The sequence below is a fragment of the Chitinophaga oryziterrae genome, from assembly GCF_009758125.1.
Lineage (GTDB): Bacteria > Bacteroidota > Bacteroidia > Chitinophagales > Chitinophagaceae > Chitinophaga > Chitinophaga oryziterrae.
The window spans coordinates 189,192-208,743 of sequence record NZ_WRXO01000001.1 but is presented as its reverse complement, the minus strand read 5'-3'; the positions used below and the strand labels follow the sequence as shown (position 1 = coordinate 208,743).

At 41.9% G+C, this 19,552-nt stretch carries 15 protein-coding genes and 1 tRNA gene; 7 read left to right on the top strand and 9 right to left on the bottom strand.

Annotation, left to right across the window (positions count from 1 at the left end; all coding sequences use genetic code 11):
• Nucleotides 1–29: 29 nt before the first annotated feature.
• From GO495_RS00925 to GO495_RS00915, 3 genes are read left to right on the top strand one after another with little or no spacing between them, the layout of a single operon-like run.
• Entirely contained in the window at nucleotides 30–1,799 is a 1,770-nt protein-coding gene (locus GO495_RS00925) for an ABC transporter ATP-binding protein (protein WP_157297833.1), read from the top strand.
• A gap of 39 nt (nucleotides 1,800–1,838) precedes the next feature.
• The gene (locus tag GO495_RS00920; protein ID WP_157297832.1) at nucleotides 1,839–2,255 is read left to right on the top strand and encodes a DUF983 domain-containing protein; all 417 of its coding nucleotides are present in this window, start codon (nucleotides 1,839–1,841) and stop codon (nucleotides 2,253–2,255) included.
• A gap of 42 nt (nucleotides 2,256–2,297) precedes the next feature.
• On the top strand, nucleotides 2,298–2,750 hold the full coding sequence (locus GO495_RS00915) for a hypothetical protein (RefSeq protein ID WP_157297831.1): 453 nt from the start codon (nucleotides 2,298–2,300) through the stop codon (nucleotides 2,748–2,750).
• A 36-nt stretch (nucleotides 2,751–2,786) separates the two neighbouring features.
• Here GO495_RS00915 and GO495_RS00910 read toward each other — a convergent pair whose 3' ends face one another.
• The 4 genes from GO495_RS00910 to GO495_RS00895 form a co-directional block, all read right to left on the bottom strand.
• A complete protein-coding gene (locus GO495_RS00910) occupies nucleotides 2,787–5,222 on the bottom strand; it encodes a TonB-dependent receptor (protein WP_157297830.1) in 2,436 nt (811 codons plus the stop codon).
• 49 nt (nucleotides 5,223–5,271) lie between these two features.
• Entirely contained in the window at nucleotides 5,272–5,598 is a 327-nt protein-coding gene (locus GO495_RS00905) for a hypothetical protein (protein ID WP_143056494.1), read from the bottom strand.
• Nucleotides 5,599–5,674: 76 nt separating this feature from the next.
• Nucleotides 5,675–7,258: a DUF1501 domain-containing protein gene (locus GO495_RS00900; protein WP_157297829.1), complete on the bottom strand. Its 1,584-nt coding sequence runs from the start codon at nucleotides 7,256–7,258 to the stop codon at nucleotides 5,675–5,677.
• Between the two features lie 25 nt (nucleotides 7,259–7,283).
• Entirely contained in the window at nucleotides 7,284–8,939 is a 1,656-nt protein-coding gene (locus tag GO495_RS00895; protein ID WP_157297828.1) for a DUF1800 domain-containing protein, read from the bottom strand.
• Nucleotides 8,940–9,412: 473 nt separating this feature from the next.
• Here GO495_RS00895 and GO495_RS00890 point away from each other — a divergent pair, with 473 nt between their 5' ends.
• Nucleotides 9,413–10,000 carry a helix-turn-helix domain-containing protein gene (locus GO495_RS00890; protein WP_157297827.1) on the top strand — a complete coding sequence of 196 codons (588 nt, stop codon included), beginning with the start codon at nucleotides 9,413–9,415 and terminating at the stop codon, nucleotides 9,998–10,000.
• A gap of 68 nt (nucleotides 10,001–10,068) precedes the next feature.
• Here the strand turns inward: GO495_RS00890 and GO495_RS00885 are convergent, their stop codons facing one another.
• Complete coding sequence (locus GO495_RS00885) at nucleotides 10,069–11,244, bottom strand: thiolase family protein (RefSeq protein WP_157297826.1); 1,176 nt, start codon at nucleotides 11,242–11,244, stop codon at nucleotides 10,069–10,071.
• Between the two features lie 114 nt (nucleotides 11,245–11,358).
• Between GO495_RS00885 and GO495_RS00880 the strand changes: the two genes are divergently transcribed.
• A tRNA-Lys gene (locus GO495_RS00880) sits at nucleotides 11,359–11,432 on the top strand.
• A gap of 709 nt (nucleotides 11,433–12,141) precedes the next feature.
• Nucleotides 12,142–13,185, top strand: coding sequence for a toll/interleukin-1 receptor domain-containing protein (locus GO495_RS00875; protein ID WP_157297825.1), 1,044 nt, complete (start codon nucleotides 12,142–12,144; stop codon nucleotides 13,183–13,185).
• Between the two features lie 556 nt (nucleotides 13,186–13,741).
• On the opposite strand, the gene GO495_RS00870 is transcribed toward GO495_RS00875, so the two are convergent.
• The 3 genes from GO495_RS00870 to GO495_RS00860 form a co-directional block, all read right to left on the bottom strand.
• A complete protein-coding gene (locus GO495_RS00870) occupies nucleotides 13,742–14,284 on the bottom strand; it encodes a hypothetical protein (protein WP_157297824.1) in 543 nt (180 codons plus the stop codon).
• Nucleotides 14,281–14,946: a PDDEXK-like family protein gene (locus GO495_RS00865; RefSeq protein ID WP_157297823.1), complete on the bottom strand. Its 666-nt coding sequence runs from the start codon at nucleotides 14,944–14,946 to the stop codon at nucleotides 14,281–14,283. The genes GO495_RS00870 and GO495_RS00865 overlap by 4 nt, the downstream gene beginning before the upstream one ends.
• A gap of 389 nt (nucleotides 14,947–15,335) precedes the next feature.
• On the bottom strand, nucleotides 15,336–16,337 hold the full coding sequence (locus tag GO495_RS00860) for a PDDEXK nuclease domain-containing protein (protein ID WP_157297822.1): 1,002 nt from the start codon (nucleotides 16,335–16,337) through the stop codon (nucleotides 15,336–15,338).
• Nucleotides 16,338–17,100: 763 nt separating this feature from the next.
• On the opposite strand from GO495_RS00860, the gene GO495_RS00855 reads away from it, so the two are divergent.
• Entirely contained in the window at nucleotides 17,101–17,643 is a 543-nt protein-coding gene (locus GO495_RS00855) for a sigma-70 family RNA polymerase sigma factor (RefSeq protein ID WP_157297821.1), read from the top strand.
• A 141-nt stretch (nucleotides 17,644–17,784) separates the two neighbouring features.
• Here the strand turns inward: GO495_RS00855 and GO495_RS00850 are convergent, their stop codons facing one another.
• Nucleotides 17,785–19,548 carry an alpha-amylase family glycosyl hydrolase gene (locus GO495_RS00850; protein ID WP_157297820.1) on the bottom strand — a complete coding sequence of 588 codons (1,764 nt, stop codon included), beginning with the start codon at nucleotides 19,546–19,548 and terminating at the stop codon, nucleotides 17,785–17,787.
• Between the last annotated feature and the right edge of the window lie 4 nt (nucleotides 19,549–19,552).

Genomic DNA, 19,552 nt, shown 5'->3' with positions numbered 1-19,552 from the left:
TACCTTTGCAACCTAGACCATATTCAAGCATGAAATTGTTTTTGCATTATTTAAAGAGTTATAAGTGGTTGATCGTGCTGGCACTATTTCTAGCCACCATTAACCAGGTATTTTCCTTACTGGACCCATATATCTTCGGCAAGATCATAGATATGTTTGCCTCGCATCCGCATACCGATGCCAAGGCATTGCCGCGTAATCAGTCGGGTTATATTAATGGAGTGTTGTGGTTATTACTGGCATCCATCGGTGTGGCCATGATTTCCCGTATTGCCAAAGCCTTCCAGGACTACTTTGTGAATGTGATCATTCAGAAGTTTGGGGCCAGGGTGTATACGGATGGGTTACGTCACTCATTAAGGCTGCCTTACCAGCAGTTTGAGGACCAGCGAAGCGGCGAAACACTGGCCGTTCTGCAGAAAGTAAGGGTTGATTGTGAGAAGTTCATTACTTCTTTTGTGAATGTACTGTTCGTGGCCCTGGTAGGAGTGGTATTCGTGATGGTATATGCTTTCCGGGTACATTGGAGCCTGGTATTCGTATACTTCGGCGGATGTCTGCTACTGGGCTGGCTCATGAATGTACTAAGCCGTAAAATCAAGACCATTCAGAAGACTATCGTAAAGGAAACGACCATGCTGGCAGGAGCTACTACAGAATCGCTCCGTAATATAGAGCTGGTAAAAAGCCTTGGGTTGACCAACCAGGAGATCCGCAGGCTCAACTCTACCACCATCCGTATCCTGATGCTGGAACTGAAAAAGGTACGCAGCATCCGTAGTATCAGCTTTGTACAGGGAACATTTGTGAACCTGCTACGCCAGGTGATCCTCTTTATGTTATTGTTCCTGATTTACAAAGACACCGTAACCGTAGGGCAGCTCTTTACCTTACAGTTATACTCCTTCTTTATCTTTGGCCCGTTACAGGAACTGGGAAATATTATCCTCTCCTACCGGGAAGCACAGGTATCCCTGCTGAATTTTGAAGGCATCCTGAACACCCCGGTAGAAGAAATGCCGGCAAATCCTGTGACAATAAATCACATCGATACGTTGTCATTCGAGAACGTAGGTTTTCAACATCTGACCGCCTCTACCAAGGCCCTGGACCATATCACCTTTAAGGTAAGGACCGGTGAAACAATTGCCTTTGTAGGCCCGTCGGGTTCCGGTAAAACCACCCTGGTAAAACTCCTGGTAGGTTTATACAACCCACCCGAAGGAACTATTAAGTATAACGGGATAGAAAGCACGAAAATTGATATCGAAGAATTACGTTACCAGATAGGTTTTGTAACACAGGATACACAGTTATTCTCCGGTAGTATTAAAGAGAACCTGTTATTCGTGAATCCCCGTGCCACAGATGCAGAGATCCTGCATGCTATGAGACAGGCCAGTTGTGACACCCTGCTAGCCAGGGCAGACCATGGACTTGATTCTGTAATAGGTGAAGGCGGAATGAAGATCTCCGGTGGAGAAAAGCAACGTTTATCCATTGCGCGGGCATTACTCCGTCACCCGCGTTTGCTGGTATTTGACGAGGCTACTTCCGCACTGGATTCCATCACAGAACAGGCTATTACCACTACTGTAAGGGAAATTACTTCTACCCGTGAGCATATTACCGTGATGATCGCACACAGGTTATCTACTATTATGCATGCAGACAGGATTTATGTGCTGGAAAAAGGACGCATCATAGAAACAGGTACGCATGCAAACCTGCTGAATGAGAAAGGATTGTATTACGCTATGTGGAGACAGCAAATAGGAGAACGGGAAGTACAACATTAACAAGAGGAAAACCCCGGTTTTCCTCTTTATCTTTGCATCATGAGTAAAAAGCGTCCGAATTATCTTCTCAGCCTGTTGGGTATGAAATGTCCCCATTGCCGTAAAGGCCATATGTACAAGGACAAAAACCCTTTTCACTGGCGTTTATCCAAAATTTTCGATATGCCGGAGCGTTGCCCGGTTTGTGGTCAGAAATTCGAACTGGAACAAGGCTTCTGGTTTGGTACCGGTTATGTGAGTTATGCATTAAGTGTAGCCCTCTCTGTAGCTACCCTTGTTGCCTATTGGGTATTGATCGGCATCTCCTGGCAGGATAACAGCATCTTTATATGGCTGGGGATAAACGGCGTATTACTGGTTGTATTACAACCATGGCTCATGCGTATCAGCAGGGTTATCTACCTGTACTTCTTTGTTTACTACGATGAGAGTACAGCAGACCTTCCTGAAAAATAATCATTGCACGACTTTTGTAATACTCATCACAAAAGATCTATCATGCAACCATCACACCTGTTGTACATTCTGTCTGTAGTATTGTTAAGCAGTTGCGTATCTGCCTCGCAGGAAACCAGGGCAGATACTTCGGCCATTAAGAATATAGGCGCAGATACCGCGTCTATAGTCCCCACTTCAGATACTTTGCGGCCACAGGCGGGGTATTATCCCCCCGAATGTTATAAGGCTATTTCTGATATCGTCCTCAGTTCCAGCTTTGAATCTGATGGTACTAAAAAGGAAAATATCAAAGTGAGGATAGACCGTGAGGAAAAAAGTAAACTGTTCATACAACTCTTTTCCAGTGAGAAAGATCATGAATCTACTATAGGATGGTTAAGACTGGATAAGGCTAATGAGAAACTGGAAGATATTACAATAGATCCGGACAAGCCAAACCTCCTTACTTACGATAAAACACTGATCAGTGCTTTAAGACAACATTGTCCATAAAAAAAGGGAGACTTTAAAAGCCTCCCTTTTTTGTTATTATTTGAAATCAATTGGTATCGTCACTTTCACACTGAAGTTCCTCCCCATATTAAATACGCCATACCGACCCGTTACGTCGTTCTCAGGCCCATATTTCAAACGACTTAAGTGATTCTGATAAGCAACATCCGTGAGGTTGTTGGCAGCCAGGTGTAATGAGAATAATACCTTATTGTTCTTATTCACAAAATCAGTTCCCAATCCCGCATTGAACAAGGTATAACCAGGTGTAGCAGTCTCTGTCTGGTAGGCAGAGAAAACATCATTTTGTGCAAATGTCATGTCCATTCCAACACTGATATATGCATTCTGCATCACTCCACCTACTTTCTTAAACCTTCCCTTTAATTCTGATAACCAGCGGCCAGCAGGAATATTAGGCAAATACTTCGTAGAATCCGTGCCATCAGGGATTACAGCTCTTACATAAGAAACCGTGTTCTCGAAATGTAGCCAGTCGATCGGATGAGGATGAATATCCAGGGTAAATTCTCCCCCATATAAATTGGCGGTAGTCTGCTGGTATTTAAAAGCGCTGTATCCTTCAGCATTATCCGTAGAAGGAATAGAATCGCTGCCTGCTGCATTGAATAATTTACGACTGAAGATAAAATTGGTAATATGATTGTAGAATACGCTGGCAGCAACAGATACATGCTCAGAACTGAAATCAATACCGGCATCTCCCTGGGTACTTACTTCAGGCTTTAAATCATTATTTCCGTATTCATATTTGATAGTACCTTCATGCACACCATTCGCCGCCAGTTCTGAAATATTAGGCGCCCTGAAACCACGGGCCGCGTTTAATTTTAATGTTACCATATCACTGGCGGCATAGCTGATACCCACACTTCCGGAGATGTTGGAGAAGTTCTTATCGAAGGCGGTGAATTTAGCATCTCCACCAGTGCTGACAGGCTTCCCTTCACCATCTAAAGAAAGTGCTTTTACACTCATGGAACGGTTATCAAACCTTAATCCACCACTTAATGTCAGTTTGTTGAACGTCTTACTGGTAACAGCAAAAACACCTGCATCAAACAAATCATACCCCGGGATCAGGAATTCCTTGCTGGAAGAGATATCATTATGCTGCTGCATACCATTTACCCCAACAGTCGTTTGCCAGCCTTTCATTTCCGGCAGATAATATTTCAGTGCATAGTTGAATGTATTCAGTTTAAGATATAAGCCTGCTTCATTGGGCGCAAGTACATCCCCGAATTCCTGGCGACGGTTTAACTGGTAGCCTAATGTTAACCCTAAGCGTCCACCATTATTCAGGTAAATATTATTATCCCAGACAATCTTCTGGTGATTGATTTGCTGACGGGGTAAGCCCAGGCTGTAAGATTTAAAATCACTGTTGGTAGCTACGGCTTCATCTGCCACTCCATTATTATTGACAGGTTTGATGAACTGCCCTTCTGCATTACGATCTCCTTCTACAATACCTAAATGTTGATTGAAAGAAGTAAAGCTTAAAGTGGATGATCCCCAGCTTTTACTGAGACCTATAGCTGCGCCGAAGTTAGTGTTATTAAACCCTGAGCCATATACATAACCATCATATTTATTCTGGTAATCGTGTGCCCATTTCTGTGTACCGTAGAGGCTCCAGTTGAAGCCGTTGTGATTACCGGCGATATCAGCATGGTAAGCAATCTGACCGTTATTGGAAAGATAGTTGGCGGCCACATTTCCTTTGATATGCCCCTCTGATACCGGACCGGGAGGAACGATATTCACTACACCTGCCAGCGCATCGGATCCGTATACTAAAGAAGCAGGACCTTTCAGTACTTCTACTTTACTTACATTATAGTCATCTATTTCAATACCATGTTCATCCCCCCATTGTTGTCCTTCCTGTCTTACATCATTACTTACCACTACAACCCGGTTGTAACCTAGTCCGCGGATAAAAGGTTTAGAAACAGCAGGACCGGTAGTCAGCTGACTAATACCCGGTAATTTGGCGATAGCATCTATGATATTGGTAGAGATATTAGCATCCAGGTAATCCCGTCTTACAATACTAACCGGTGTGGGCGTTTGTTTGAGCGTAGTGGCCAGGTTCACACCTGTGATCACTACTTCGTTCTTTTCTATCAGTGTTTCTGACAGGGAAATATCCAGTCTGGTATCGCCGCTGATGAGTGTTGATTGTGTAAAAGCAGCATACCCTATGTAATGTACTTCTACCAGGTATCTTCCTTTAGGCAGATTTTTAATGGAGTAATGGCCCTGTGCGTCTGCAGAAGCACCTACGTGCAGGTCTGGCAGATATACAGTGGCTCCGGGTAAAGCAGCTTTGGATGATTTATCAGTGATGTTTCCGCTTAATGAATTATCGGCATCGTTGGCAAATGCAGATGAGAATATTAAAACAGCGATGGCGCTGAATATAGAGACACGTAAATAGTGCATAATAATTTCTTAATTATTCAATAATGATTTGTGAGAGAGTAGTATGGGCTTATGCTACCGGAGGCGCACGAAGGGATAATGCCCTGAAGGGAGTATACCTGATAACAGGCATGTACGGGGAAGCGTAATTCCAGATGATATTTTGTATCAGTGCATGATAGAAGGCAGTAACGTGTACGTATGGTTCTGGTTCTATCTGCAGGAAGGCGCAGTGCTGGTGTTTAACGGAAAATGCAGGACCATCATGTGATACAGGGATATCTTTTGTATCGTGATGGTCTAGGAACTGGTGAATAAACTCCCTGGGGATGGTATTAAATGTAAATACACCCAGGAGCGTTATCGCTAATATTTTATATAGAAACTGTTTTTTCACCTACGAAGGCAAAGATAAAAGAATTTGCAACACCGTTTAAAAAAAGATGCTCCTGGTTAAACCAGGAGCATCTTTTTTATTTCACTTTCAGCATTGTTCTTACCTGTTGGTAAGGCCCATTCTGGAGTCGGGCGTAATATGTTCCGGTGGCCAGTTGTCTGGCATCAAAAGAAGTGGTGTACTCCCCTACTGCCAGTACTTTATTTACCGGCACGCCTATCAGGCGGCCCATGGTATCAAAGATCTGGATCATGGTATGACCGCCTTTGGACTTATATTTTAATGTGGTAGTGTCCACAAAAGGATTCGGGTAATTGGTGATGAGGTGTGTGCTGCCGTTGTTGACATCATCGATAGCCGTGATGGTACCGCAGGCAATACCGCTGATGATTGGCAGGCGTTGATAATCCTTTAGCAGGATGGTCTGCAGGGTGGTATTATCCACGCAGAACCATTGTTCCAGCAGGGACGCGTATACAGAACGGAAGTCGTACTGCATAGGCATGTTATCATTCACGGAAGTAGCATCCGGGATGGTAGGAGAAGCACCCAGTACGCCTTGCAGCACATAATCCCCGAAGAGGATCATAGGAGCAGCAGCACCATGGTCTGTACCCATACTACCATTGGATTTGGTACGACGGCCAAACTCTGAGAAGGTCATACCAGCCACGCGGCGGGATACTTTCAGGTTGGTGAGGTCGTCCATGAATGCTTTGATAGAAGTAGACAGGCGGCCCAGCAGTTCTGCGTGGTAACCGGTGGTATTATCTCCACCCTGTGTCTGACTCGCATGTGTATCAAAATAACCCAGACTTACCATGTAGAGGCGGGTTTTGAGTCCGCCGGCGATAAGGCGTGCTACTATTTTAAGTTGTTCAGCCAGACCGTTATCAGGATAAGGGCTTTGGGAAGTCACTTTAGACGCAGCCGCTTTGATGGAATCTGCAAACTTGTTGGTCTGACGGGCGATGGTACGGATATATTCCAGTTCTAAACCAGCATGGGTATTGGGAACGGGGTCCTGTACACCATCAATCAGGTTGTAGAAGTCTGTAGCGCTGGTGATGGCGATACCCATGTTAGCATTGGTACCGTTGAAGGCTGGCGATACGATCGAACCAATCTGGATAGCCAAAGGATCAGTATCCTTATCGTTCGGATAGTTATCCGGGAAATCGGGATATTCGGTAGACAGATAACGTCCTGCCCAACCGGTAGTTAATACCTGATTCTGATCGGAACCGGTTAACCAGATATCGGTAGCGCGGAAGTGGGAGTAATCCGGAGAAGGGTATCCTACACTCTGTACGATACATACTTTCCCATCATCGTATAATTCCTGTATCCCTTTTAATGCAGGATGCAGGCCTGTTTTAATATTATTAACGAGTGGCAGCACCTTGCCTTCGGCGATGGCAATGTTGGGGCGTGCAGCCTGGTATTTACCATATATGTCCAGTGGCACCACCATGTTAAGGCCGTCATTACCACCTGCCAGCTGGATCATTACCAGTACGTGGTCATTATCTGTGGCAGAAGCTTCCAGCGCAGCCAGAAGCGATGATGATGAGCCAAAAGCTTTTACGGCAAACCCATTTATAAAAGTGGGTAATACGGTGGCCGGCGCGGTATATTTAAGAAAGTCTCTGCGTTTCATAGTAATAGGTTAGGTCTTTCTAAGATCAGGCTAATTGATATTCAGACAGGTCCATCAGGTACTTGTAGAGCGATTGTAAACGGCTTTCTACTATCTGACGCGAAGCGGCATCACCGGGATTTGCTTTGTAGGTATTCCAGGCATCGGTCCAGTAGTAATCACTATCCGGATTTTGTCCGCTCAGCAGCAGGGTATTTTTCAGGAAAGCACGGGTAGCATCAGATACTTCGATACGGTACATCAGATCCAGAGAATCGTTTACGAGTGTAACGGGATTAGAAGGATCGGACAGTTTATCTGCGAAGGTCAGTACATCTATTTTCAGGTTAGCAAAACCACCGTTGCTGATGAGCATATCGCTCAGCATGTTACGTTTAGGCAGCGTATCGGTGTTGATCCACAGTTCATGGTATTGCGGTTCCTGGTAGTAAGCGTCCCAACCAGCCACCAGCGGAGGCTGACCAATGTCCTGCAGCATATTCTTCATCGTATCACGCATGGTATCCCAGGCGGTATATGCGTCCATGTAAGCAGAAGGGAATTGCACACCAAATTCGCGGCACATTCCTATGGTAAAGTCTACCGGACTTTTGATCAGGCAGGCCATGTTTAACGGATCGTAGAAATGTTCGCTTTTGAATAATGCCCTGAGTACGGGAGTGATATCATAGTTGTTGGCAACGAAGATAGCAGCTAATGGGGTGATTACATTCGCTTCAACAGCATCATCTATCAGGTAGTAAACGAAGAAGCGGTAGATTTTCCGCACGATGTGTTTAGCCACTTCGTTAGAGGAGAAAATAATCGCTAACAGATCGTCGAGTTCTGTAGCACCATCAGGTCCTGTTTTTCCTGATACTTTTTTATTGAGATAGAAATCAGAGAATTCTTTGTTGGTGATGTCGTGCTGAGTGGTTTCGAAGTAGCTGGTCATGGTAACCGGGTCTACTCTGAAGCCGGTCAGGACGCGGGCAGCGGCTCTTACATCGTCTTCCGTGTAATGAGAATCCGGGCCTTTACCTACGGTGAACAGTTCCTGTAATTCGCGGCCGTAGTTTTCGTCTGCCGCTTCTTTACCATTGAGGTTACCGTTGAGATAGATCAGCATGGCGGGGGCCAGTGTAACTTCTTTTACGAGTGTTTTGAAGTTACCGAGAGCGTTCGCGCGCAGCATATTATTATATCTGTATACGAGGCGGGCATCCAGTACCTTATCGGTTTCTATAGAAAAGTGATTGGCCCAGAAGAGCATCATTTTTTCCTGAATGCTGCGTCCCTGGGAGAGCATGATGCTCACCCACCAGGCCTGGTAGGTAGGCCGGCGCATTTTGTCCAGGTCGAGATCGTCTGTTGCCACAGGAGGAGGAGTTGAGTTTACCCAGGTAGCGCCGGGGGCGATACCAGTAACATCATCGCCGTAGGTATTTAACGGAGAAGTAGCTATTGTGCTTGTAGTGGTGATAAGGGCTTCAACTGCCGCGTCCATACCCAGTCCTTTGGCCCATGCAATATCTGCGGGGGTAGCACCGAACATGGTACGTTTGAGCAGGTGTACGACCTGAGCGGTATCAAAAGCTCCTGTGTAGGCGTTAGTACCGGAATCTGTACGAGCGCCGGTGGTAGTCGCTTTCACTGTTTGCCTGCTTTCAGGAGAAAGCGTAAGGAATTGTCTGCGATCCATAAAAATGATATGGTTATATAATTATAGGGATGAATTCTGGATTGATATAGGCTTTTGCACAGGGTCCCCCCAAAGTTTTACGGTAGCAAATTAGTAAAAAGTTTAATTCATTGGGATTATTTTATTTGTAATTCATTGAGTTTAGCCGGAATGAGATGATTATCAACATTATTGATATCAGGATACTGGATTTTGATAGCAAGATCTTTATTCTCTGTATATCTTTCCTAAACTAATCAATTACTTGTCATTTTGATACGCTTTTTATCATTTTAAGACGCATATATTCACTATAACATCCTATTTATCAATTTATAACATAGTTAACTTTATTTGCGAATTGTATTTCAAATACAGTTATTTTTACAGAGAAATATTATGATAATCAGATTGAGCATCTCATTATTATGTTTTATCATAATATGATATAAAGATAAATAAATCCCCCATTTCCAATCCGTAAATTAAAATATATGGTTACTCCGTTATTAATGGTACGTGAACTATTAGGTGTAAGCGTAATGAGAATGTATAAATATCTGAAGGTCCCGGCATCTACGTATATTGCTTATGAAAGTAATCAGTATAATATCAGTGCATCCTTCCTTCAACTATACAGGGATAAATTAGGTGTTAACCTCTCCGCCTCCATCAGGAAAAACAAGATCTGTTATGATAATTTCTCTAAGATGCAGCAGGCATTGAAGGACCCTGCATTGCATTATAATATCCCTGTGTATATGTATAACACTATACAAGATGTAATTTATGGAGAGTTTTATGTTGAGCCTGCGTTTAAGATTATTTACGCAGGAGTACCCGTGAAATCTATCTGCCTGCGTGTGAAAGACGGGTTTATTATTTGCAGGGCGACTTCCAACCTGATTGCTGGCAATGAGTACCTCGTAGTGACAAAAGATGGTAAGGATTTGTTTACAACAGATCCGCTATTGCTTGAGGATGAGATTCATAGAATGTATGTGATCAGTAAAAGGCTGACAGAGGAAGAGGTGTTTGACAGGAGTATTGGGTATACACGGCAGGAGACTTTTGTTTATTAAGGGACCATTTCCCAGACTGAGTACTGATAAGAGTCGTTTAGCTGATACAACTAAACGACTCTTTATTATTAAAATCTTTCGATTACGCCTGCAATGCCCTGGCCACCGCCTACGCATGCTGTTACGATACCGTATTTCTTATTCAGTCGTTTCAGATCACCTAAGATCTGTACCGTGAGTTTAGCCCCGGTACATCCCAGCGGATGCCCCAATGCGATAGCTCCGCCATTAATATTTACGATATCCGGGTTAATCCCCAGTTCTCTTATCACAGCTATTGACTGAGAAGCGAATGCCTCATTCAGCTCTACCAGGTCTATATCGTTCAGTGTCTTACCTACCTGTTGCAATACTTTAGGAATAGCAGCCACCGGCCCTATACCCATGATACGCGGGTGAACGCCTGCTGAAGCGCAGCCTATCAACCTGCCAATTGGCTGGAGCCCCAGTTCCTTCATCATCGTCTCGCTCATTACTACCACGAAGGCAGCTCCGTCGGATGTCTGGGAGGAGTTACCTGCGGTGACACTGCCGCCGGCAGCAAATACCGGTTTCAGTTTGGCAAGGGCTTCTGCGGAAGTATCTGCACGCGGACCTTCATCAGTATCAACAACATATGTGCGTTGTTGTTTCTTACCTCTTTCATCTACATACACTTCGTCTACTGAGATAGGCAGTATACCTTCTTTGAAATACCCGTTTTGGATGGCATTTAAGGCCTTCTGATGAGATCTGAAGGAGAATGTATCCTGGTCCTCTCTGGAGACGTTATATTCACGGGCAACGGCTTCTGCTGTCAGTCCCATGCCCAGGTAATACTCGGGTGTAGTGGTAGCGACTTTATAATTGGGAACGGTTTTCCAACCGGCTACCGGCACCAGGCTCATACTTTCAGTACCACCGGCAACGATACAATGTGCCATGCCCGACTGGATCTTAGCAGTGGCAATGGCAATTGTTTCCAGCCCGGAAGCGCAATACCGGTTTACGGTCATGCCAGGAACTTCTATTCCCAAAGCTCTTACGGATATCATGCGACCTATCTGCAAACCCTGCTCTGCTTCGGGGACGGCATTACCTACAATGAGGTCATCCACCCGTTTCGGATCGAGTTGCGGGACACTTTTCAATAATCCTGTAATTACTTCTACGGCCAGATCATCAGGCCGGGAAAAGCGGAATCCGCCACGCTTGGCCTTGCCCACGGCGGTTCTATACCCGGCTACTATGTAAGCTGTTTCCATTCTTAAGACTCCTTTTCCGGGCGTTTTGCCCGATTTTTTTTATTTAAGTTAAAGAAGTTTTGCGAATTATAAAACAAGGTGTTAGATTTGCAGCCCGTTCAACGGTAAAACGATGACTCCTTAGCTCAGCTGGTTAGAGCTACTGACTCTTAATCAGTAGGTCCAGGGTTCGAGTCCCTGAGGGGTCACACTAAGATCATCAAACAGTATCAAAGCCGCATAAATCGCATGATTTACGCGGCTTTTCTGTTTTTAAGCTACAATGTTGATCTAATTCAAACCACTCTAAATGGTTACAAAAAGGGTACGGCAAAATTTCTACTTTTCCGTAACCTTTTTAAAATGCGTCACTATGCATTATACAGATAGACTAAACTGTATTAATCAAATTACAATGACACCTCTCCAACCATTTAACTTACATTTTCTTTCAGAAAACAATCAAAGCATCACCTTCTCTGATTCTCAGCAATCATATATATATATTTTAAAGAATGCTCTTTGATAGTTTCTGAATAGTCCCATAAACAATATAACAGGCCTACACCTTAATATAATAAACTTCACTGCTATAACACTTGTTAATTACTAGTTAATAAGATAAAGGTGACATTACTTTTTTCATAAAAGTAACTTAGTTATCATGACGTGATCCAACTTTATTATAATAAACAATTCTTCAGTTAATAAAACTAACGTGGTAGCTATTCCATATATTTAGAAAAAGATGAATATGATTTTCGATATTAGACCAATTACGTTCAAATTTACTAGAGTATTGATTATGAAGATGGAAGTAGGAACATATGTAACATCGTGAACAATGGATTAACGTGAAAGTAGTTATGAAGTATGTAATTCAAACTAATTAAAAATTACAATTGTTAAAGGACCATAATGACATTAAAAAAGAAAGACATAAAAGCTTCAACCGTTACTAAAGTAACACCTGAACCCCTCGTTTCTAACACTCAACATCCCTTAGTATTTATCAGTCATGACACTAGAGATGCAGAATTGGCAGAGGAATTTAGTAGTTTATTAAAAAGCGCCAGTGCCGGAGCTTTGAAATCATTCCGTTCATCAGATAAAAAGGGAACGCAAGGAATAGAATATGGGCAAGAATGGTATCCCGCAATTATGGATAAAATTGACGAGGCTTCCGATGTAGTATGTTTGTTAACAAAGCATAGTGTCGACAGGCCTTGGATATTATATGAAGCGGGGGTTGCGAAAGGAAAGCTTGATAAAAAAGTAATTGGTATTGCTTTAGGTATTCCTTTAAGTTCTGCAATAGGTGGACCTTTTGCCCAATTTCAAAACAATGATGGGGATGTAGAATCCATAACTAAACTTGTACTTGAGTTAGTTAAGAAGGTTCCTGGATTAGACCCAGATCCACTACTCGTTCGGCAATTGGTTGAAAATTTTGTAAAAAAAGCTGCAGATATTACCAACAAAATCAAAAACACTAAAAATGAGAAGGTTGATAAAGATGATGAAAATTCTGTGGCAAAGCTGTTTGAAGAAGTGAAAATAATGTTTGATAGTCTACCAGGCAGAATTGAGAACAGGTTAGATCCTGAATCTAGAAAAAGGAAGAGACGATTCCATCCAATGTTAATGGAGGATATGTTTCATCTTAGCATGTCGGACGATGATCCTAGTATTGGTTTTCTGATGATTATTGGATTATATAAAGAAGACTTTCCATGGTTTTACGAAATTGGAATGGAAACATATCGGGGGCTAAGAACTTCAAAAAGTTCTATAGAAAAGGAGAAGTTAATTAGAAGCTTTGAACATGCAACTGATATGTTAGGTCATCCTATGCTTAGAGATCTATATGGGGAGTCAAAGGAGTCTTTTATATTAATTAAAGAGACAAGATTTCTAATAAAGCGAATATTGGAGAAATTTATTAAAGATAAGAAGGAATAACATTGTCTTAAATCGGTAAAACATTAGATGCAAATTGTTCAATCTAATCATAGTAATAAATGAGGAAATGACCTTACCAATTGAGACTAATATGCTGCATGAAATGCACACACAGACAATTAAACTAAGTAACGTGTTCCGTGATGTTATATGCGTGAGTGCGGTTACTCAATACCCACATACTACAGGAAAGCAAGGCCTAGTGATAATAAACTGAGCAATGCGGAGAAAGAGAAAATAGCAGAATGCTTCGATACCTCAATAGGAAAAATAAAGGATTCAATGAAGAAATGCCTCAAATATCGTTTTTATAGACAATGTGACAACATCAACTATTAAGTAATGACTCAGTTTGGATTCCAATACATGGGGCACAAAAAGTCCGGCTTTTTTTAGAAGCCTGACTTTTTGTGTATGAAGTTCCCTCCAGGTCTGCAACGAACTATAACAAAGGGTCTATTTTGCTGCTCAAGGTTGGTCTTTTGTAAAATATCCCTCCGAAAATGAGATAGAATAATTTTAATTTTTAGATTAAAATTTAATCTAAATTATAAGATTAAATCCCTGGCATTTCAGCTGGCTGCATGAAGTGCGCCTCTATGGCGCTACTGATCGACATAAAATTTTCTATCACATAGTTGATCATATTTTTAGAATCATACAACGAATTGATACCGTCCAATGATGACTCCCATCTATTATATGGCTCCCTGAATCTGAACCACCAGCCAGCTCCTGTTTCTTTTCCTTTTATTGCAGAATTGATAGCGGAGAAAATAGTACTCCTAAAATCGTTATCAGTTTTTACATAGAAGCATAATCTGTCTATATCATCAAAATCACGCCAACCAAACTTTACATTACCAGGCCATTTTCTATTTCCTATCATAAATTCGATCAAATTCCCAGGAGGATTCTCTGGTAGTATCCAGTCATCACCTACGTATACTTCCCCCACTCTTTTACTTAGCTCACTGTGAAACTTAAAAGCTAGGTCTTTACAAAGTAGGCTATAAGACTGATGCGCTAAGAAGGTTAATTCAAGATTTTCTCTACTTTCGAGAGCAAAATTTACAACAGCCTGTTGTTCCTGTATCATGCAATTTCCGTATTAAAATTGTTGAGTAAATAAAACTTAAAGTCTTGCAAAAATTGTTTTATATTTTGAGGCTTACATTTTTCTAAACATTTTTCGATCCATGCAACCAAATCCTTATCAAAGGATATCTGTAAAAACTGATTTTTAACTATCAATTCATTCAGCTCAACTTCCGCAATACTCACCTCTGAAGGTTTCCTATTATTAGAAGCCAAGTAAATGATGATGAATTTTTCCCCATAGTCCCGGTACAGATGCTCCTTGTAATGTGATAGCTGTTTATATTGATCCGCCGCCCAGGGTTTATTTTCGATCATAACGGTTTGATTTTCGAAATTAATCACGATGTCCATTCTCCGTTGTGTTGGATTGATTAACCTAGTAGAGACTTCCCTTCTGATACTCACAAATTTATTATGATCAATATTTTCGAGGTTGATTAGTTTAAGAAATTCTAGTAGAAACACATTGCCCTGTCCATGTTTACCTTTTGGATTCAAAAAATCTGCAATTATATCAGATAGTTTATTTTCATCAATGTCAATGTAATCAAACACGCTAAACCTCGGTGCATCACGCAATTCGATTTCTTTATTAACATTGCGGATAATATTTATCTTATCTCTTATACTTGAGAAGTAGGCCTCTATCTTTTCTTTCATTTAATTATTACTTTAGTAATGGGGTATATGTAAATTAATAACATGTCGATATTGTAAGGCAATAGTTCGGTAAGTTTTTACTAACAAAATAAATACTGAAACGGCTGTTAGTAAATAAAGAGATGTAAGGTTTGAACTGAAAATAAAACTTACATGTACCGGATTCACAAACGAATCTTAACCAAAGCGGCTTAACTACGTGTCCGAATTTCTAGGTCAAGTTCATACTTCTTGTGTTTATTATTTAATCATGTCCATCATCAATTTACTTAATTCTTCATAAGATATAACCATCAGACTTGAAATCCTTACTACCAGGTTCACCAAAAGTCGATATTACTCCCAGCCGTTTGCGTTTAGGGACATTTATGTCTGCTATGTTTGATAAATCAAACGTCTAATAACTTCTTCAATGCACTCTCTAATTGCGTCTTATCCGGAAGATACAGTTGATATTTTGCCAGCAATATTTTGTTTGTTATACTGCTGGTAGCATATTCTACCAATATATGGTCTTTATAAGCCCCCAGTAATATTCCAACTGGTTCATTATCTCCCTCAGTCGCCTCCTCTTTCTTAAAATAATTAAGGTATAAGTTCATTTGGCCCACATCATTATGATCGATCTCTCCTCTTTTTAAATCAATAAGAACAAAACATTTCAGTATGCGATGATAGAATAATAAGTCTAACCGAAAATGTTTACCCCCAATACTGATACGATATTGTCTGGCAATAAAAGCAAATCCTTTTCCTAGTTCAAGTAAAAAATGTTGTAGGTTATTAATCAACTTTTCTTCCAGCTCATTCTCATGATATTGATGTTGCTCTGGTATATTTAAAAATTCCAGCACAAACGGATCTTTAATTAAATCTTCAGGCTGCTGAACTTCATGACCTTTATTCGCCAGTTTTAATACGCCTTCTTTATCAGTGCTTAAAGCCAATCTGTGAAACAACATACTTTTCATTTGCCTTTTTAGTTCCCGTACACTCCATTTCTCCTTTTCAGCCTGTTTGGCATAAAAGCTTATTTCCAGTTCATTGTCGGCTTTAAGAATCTCAAAATAGTGGCTCCATGTCAATTTGTGAGACACTGTCTCACGTTTTTGGAAAGTGATATAGAATTTCCTTATATATAGTAAGTTGGACCGACTAAAACCTTTTCCATAAGCTTGAGTCAGGTCGCGGGAAAGACGCTCGAATAATTGACTTCCATATTCGGACTTCTCGTTCCCTCCCTGTTCATATTCTACAATATACAGGCCTATTGTCCAATAAGTTTCAACCAAAATGGTATTCACCTGTTGAGCCGCCTTCTGTCTTCCAGAAATAAGCAAATCTCCTATTCCGGTAATAAGCTCTTTATAATCCTGATTTTGTAAATCCATTGATGGTATTTTCAACAATTGTTGTCTATAACAAATATAAGTCAAAAGCCCTTTATGATTTACTGACTCGGTTCAGGAATAATTCTCTTGGGCCTAAGCGGATTGCATAAGAAGATCTCAGTGTTGTAAACAAGAAACTTTTTCCTGACAAATACAACTTATATATAGATAAGGATTAAGGAATCAATATGCGTATGTGTATTATTCAGCACTCCCTTTATTTTATGTATAGTTATGTCCATTTTTACCTCCTGCCTTTTATATCCGGCTTGCTTAATTTTCCCAAATATTTAACCACCTGGTTTGAAATCCGCACCTGCGGGGGCACAAAACTAAAAAGCCTTCAGATCAAAAGATCTGAAGGCTTTTTAGTTTTAGTATGCCTCCGAACAGGAGTTTTATTTAAGGCTTTGCAGTCAAGAAAAATACAGCTCAAGAGAGCCCCCTATAGGGCACTCCCCTATGCTTCAGCTCTGGTAACTGTTAGTTATATAAAAGACTCGACAACTGCGTCTCGAACCCCGGCAGCGCAGCTTGAGAAAAACGTTAAGTTTGGATATACAACTCTCTTAAAATGCTAATTGACCAACATTCATAACGGGAGATATGATCGGCAAATGGCAATGCACTGAAATCGGTAATTAGTAATACACAACTTCGGAACCAGCCAGGTGTTAATGTTGATGGCTGTTTCACCTAAAATGAAGTAATTATATAGCTTTGTAGCTTTCCGAATACATGATCGTTAAATAGGTTTCAATACATGGATGATAACTGGCAATTAAAACTGTACAATGATATTGAGTTGTATTTGCAGAAGATAAACGTAGATGCTGAAATTATACAGGATATCAGGCAGGACATTTTTGTAAAAGCGCATCAACACATCAATACACTGAAAAGTGATGAAAAGTTGTTATCCTGGCTAAGGGTAATTGTATATAACACCGTCATCGATCATTACCGGAAGAAGGATAAGAAATTTCTGTTGCCGGATCAAAATGAAGAGGAATATAATGAAGGAAATGTTTATTTACTAAAGTGCATCTCTTTATTGATAAAAACATTGCCGGAGGAACAGAAGGAGGTGATGGAAGCCATTGAATTAAATGGGATAAGTCAGACGCAATTTGCAAAAATGCACAATTTGCCATTGAGTACCGTTAAATCAAGGGTACAAAGGGCAAAGAAGAAGATAAACGATACAGTGAAAAAAAGCTGCTTCCTGAGGGTAGACAAATATGGGAATGTAACGGATTATGTACCGCCGAAAGAAATAATGTATCCCCGCAAATTAGCGCATTGAACAATCCATTATAGCCTGTAGACACTTTGTCGACACTTTATCTTCTTATTTAAGCACATCTGGCCCTGCCTTGAAGAACATACCACCAGATCTGCCTGCCATTTTCATACCGAACACCGGCAGGGCAGCCTGGGAAAAACGTTAAGTAAGAATTAAATAATCAGACGGTGATAATTCTATCTGTATCGTTCTGAAAACACCCTGCGATCTGCTGCGCGTCTGAAACGTTCCCCGCCTTGCCAGAGGGAAGAGGACTTCCCATTCGCTACCTTCGGAATGGAGATTCTTATCCACCACAACATCGACTACTACCCCTCTTTCTGTATTGGTATTCGCCAGGATTAACACTTCTTTGTCGTTCAGCACGCGGGAAAAAGCAATAAGACCGCCTTTATACGGTGAATGTCCAAAATTGACGCCATCGCCGCTACAAGGGCGGAAATACTGCCGGCCATAGCGGAGTGCCGGCACTGCAGCGCGTAATTTGCTCAGTTCACCGATGAACTGATACAAGTCTTCCTGCTCATTAAAAGCATTCGCCAGTCCCCACAAGGCCTCTCTGGCATACTCCCGCATGTTACCCGCGCCATCGAGCCCTTGCTCGGTGCCATAATAAATGCAGGGAACGCCTTGCATGCACAACAGACAGATTAAGGCCAGTTTTGTCTGCTCAGGAAATTGTTTATTGTGAAAGCGGCGATCCAGATCATGGTTATCGAGAAAGGTTACGTAGCTCTTGCCGGCATCACCGTGCGAGCTCACTATTTGCCGAAGGATTTTAAGCCGGTAATCAAAGTGATCAGCAAGGTCCTTCGGGGGTGCTACACCTTTACAAACATCAACCAGGCGTTTGCGCATCGGGAAATCGATGGCAGCATCCACACCAATGAATTCCTCATCTTTTTCAGTATTGCGGCCAATAAATTCAGCAATCCTTGCTTCGTCATCGTCCTGCCACACTTCACCGAAGGTGAAGAAATTCTTTTTGCCGATTGATAGCGCGAACTCACGCATAGCATTGCCAAATACGCGGGCAAAATCAGCTTCTATGTATTGCAACGTATCTATGCGATAGCCATCAAGGTCAAACCTTGCCATAAGATATTGATAAGCCCTGATCAGGTGATTGCGCACCGGGTAGATCATTGTATCCGGAATAAGATATTCAGTAACCAGTTCTTTCATACGGGAGAAATCACCGCGTAACCCGCCATCACCGCGTCGCCGAAAGAAGTCGTTCTGTTGTAATTCTTTGGGCCAGACCACGCCATCACCAGGCCGGTCCGGAATGTTGCTGATATCCGTCCACTCCCCCCTTGCCTGCCCTTGTCCGTCACGCCAATAGATGGTATATTCCCCGGTGTCATTCCATGGCGCCTCATCACGCATGCCTTCGTAATTAAACACATCACCCGTGTGGTTAAGCACAATATCCAGAATCACATACATGCCATGGGCATGCACCTCATCTACCAAACTCCGAAATTCAGCATCGCCCACCGTAGGGTCCTGCAATGCTGAAACAGGATCATCACAAAACCGGGGCTCGATGCGCAGGAAGTCAAGAGTACCGTAACCACCCCAGTAATTTTTGAACCACTGTGGGTTTATCAGCACCGGCGAGATCCATAGGGCGCCAACACCCAGTTTTTTAAGATAAGGCAGCTGTTGTTTGATACCGGAAAAATTACCCCCCTGGTATACAGCGCAGGGATACTCGCCCGGTGATGGCGGATGGGAAGGGTTGTTAAACCGGTCTACCAATAAAAAATAGATCCAGTGATCGCGCCAGTCTTCAGGCGAAGGAAATGGATAAGGAATTTCAGTTCCCGATGTGGTTTGTGTGGTGGTCGGCTGTGCATTAAACACATCCTGTATAACGGGGTCATTTAATGAGCGGGGCATTTGA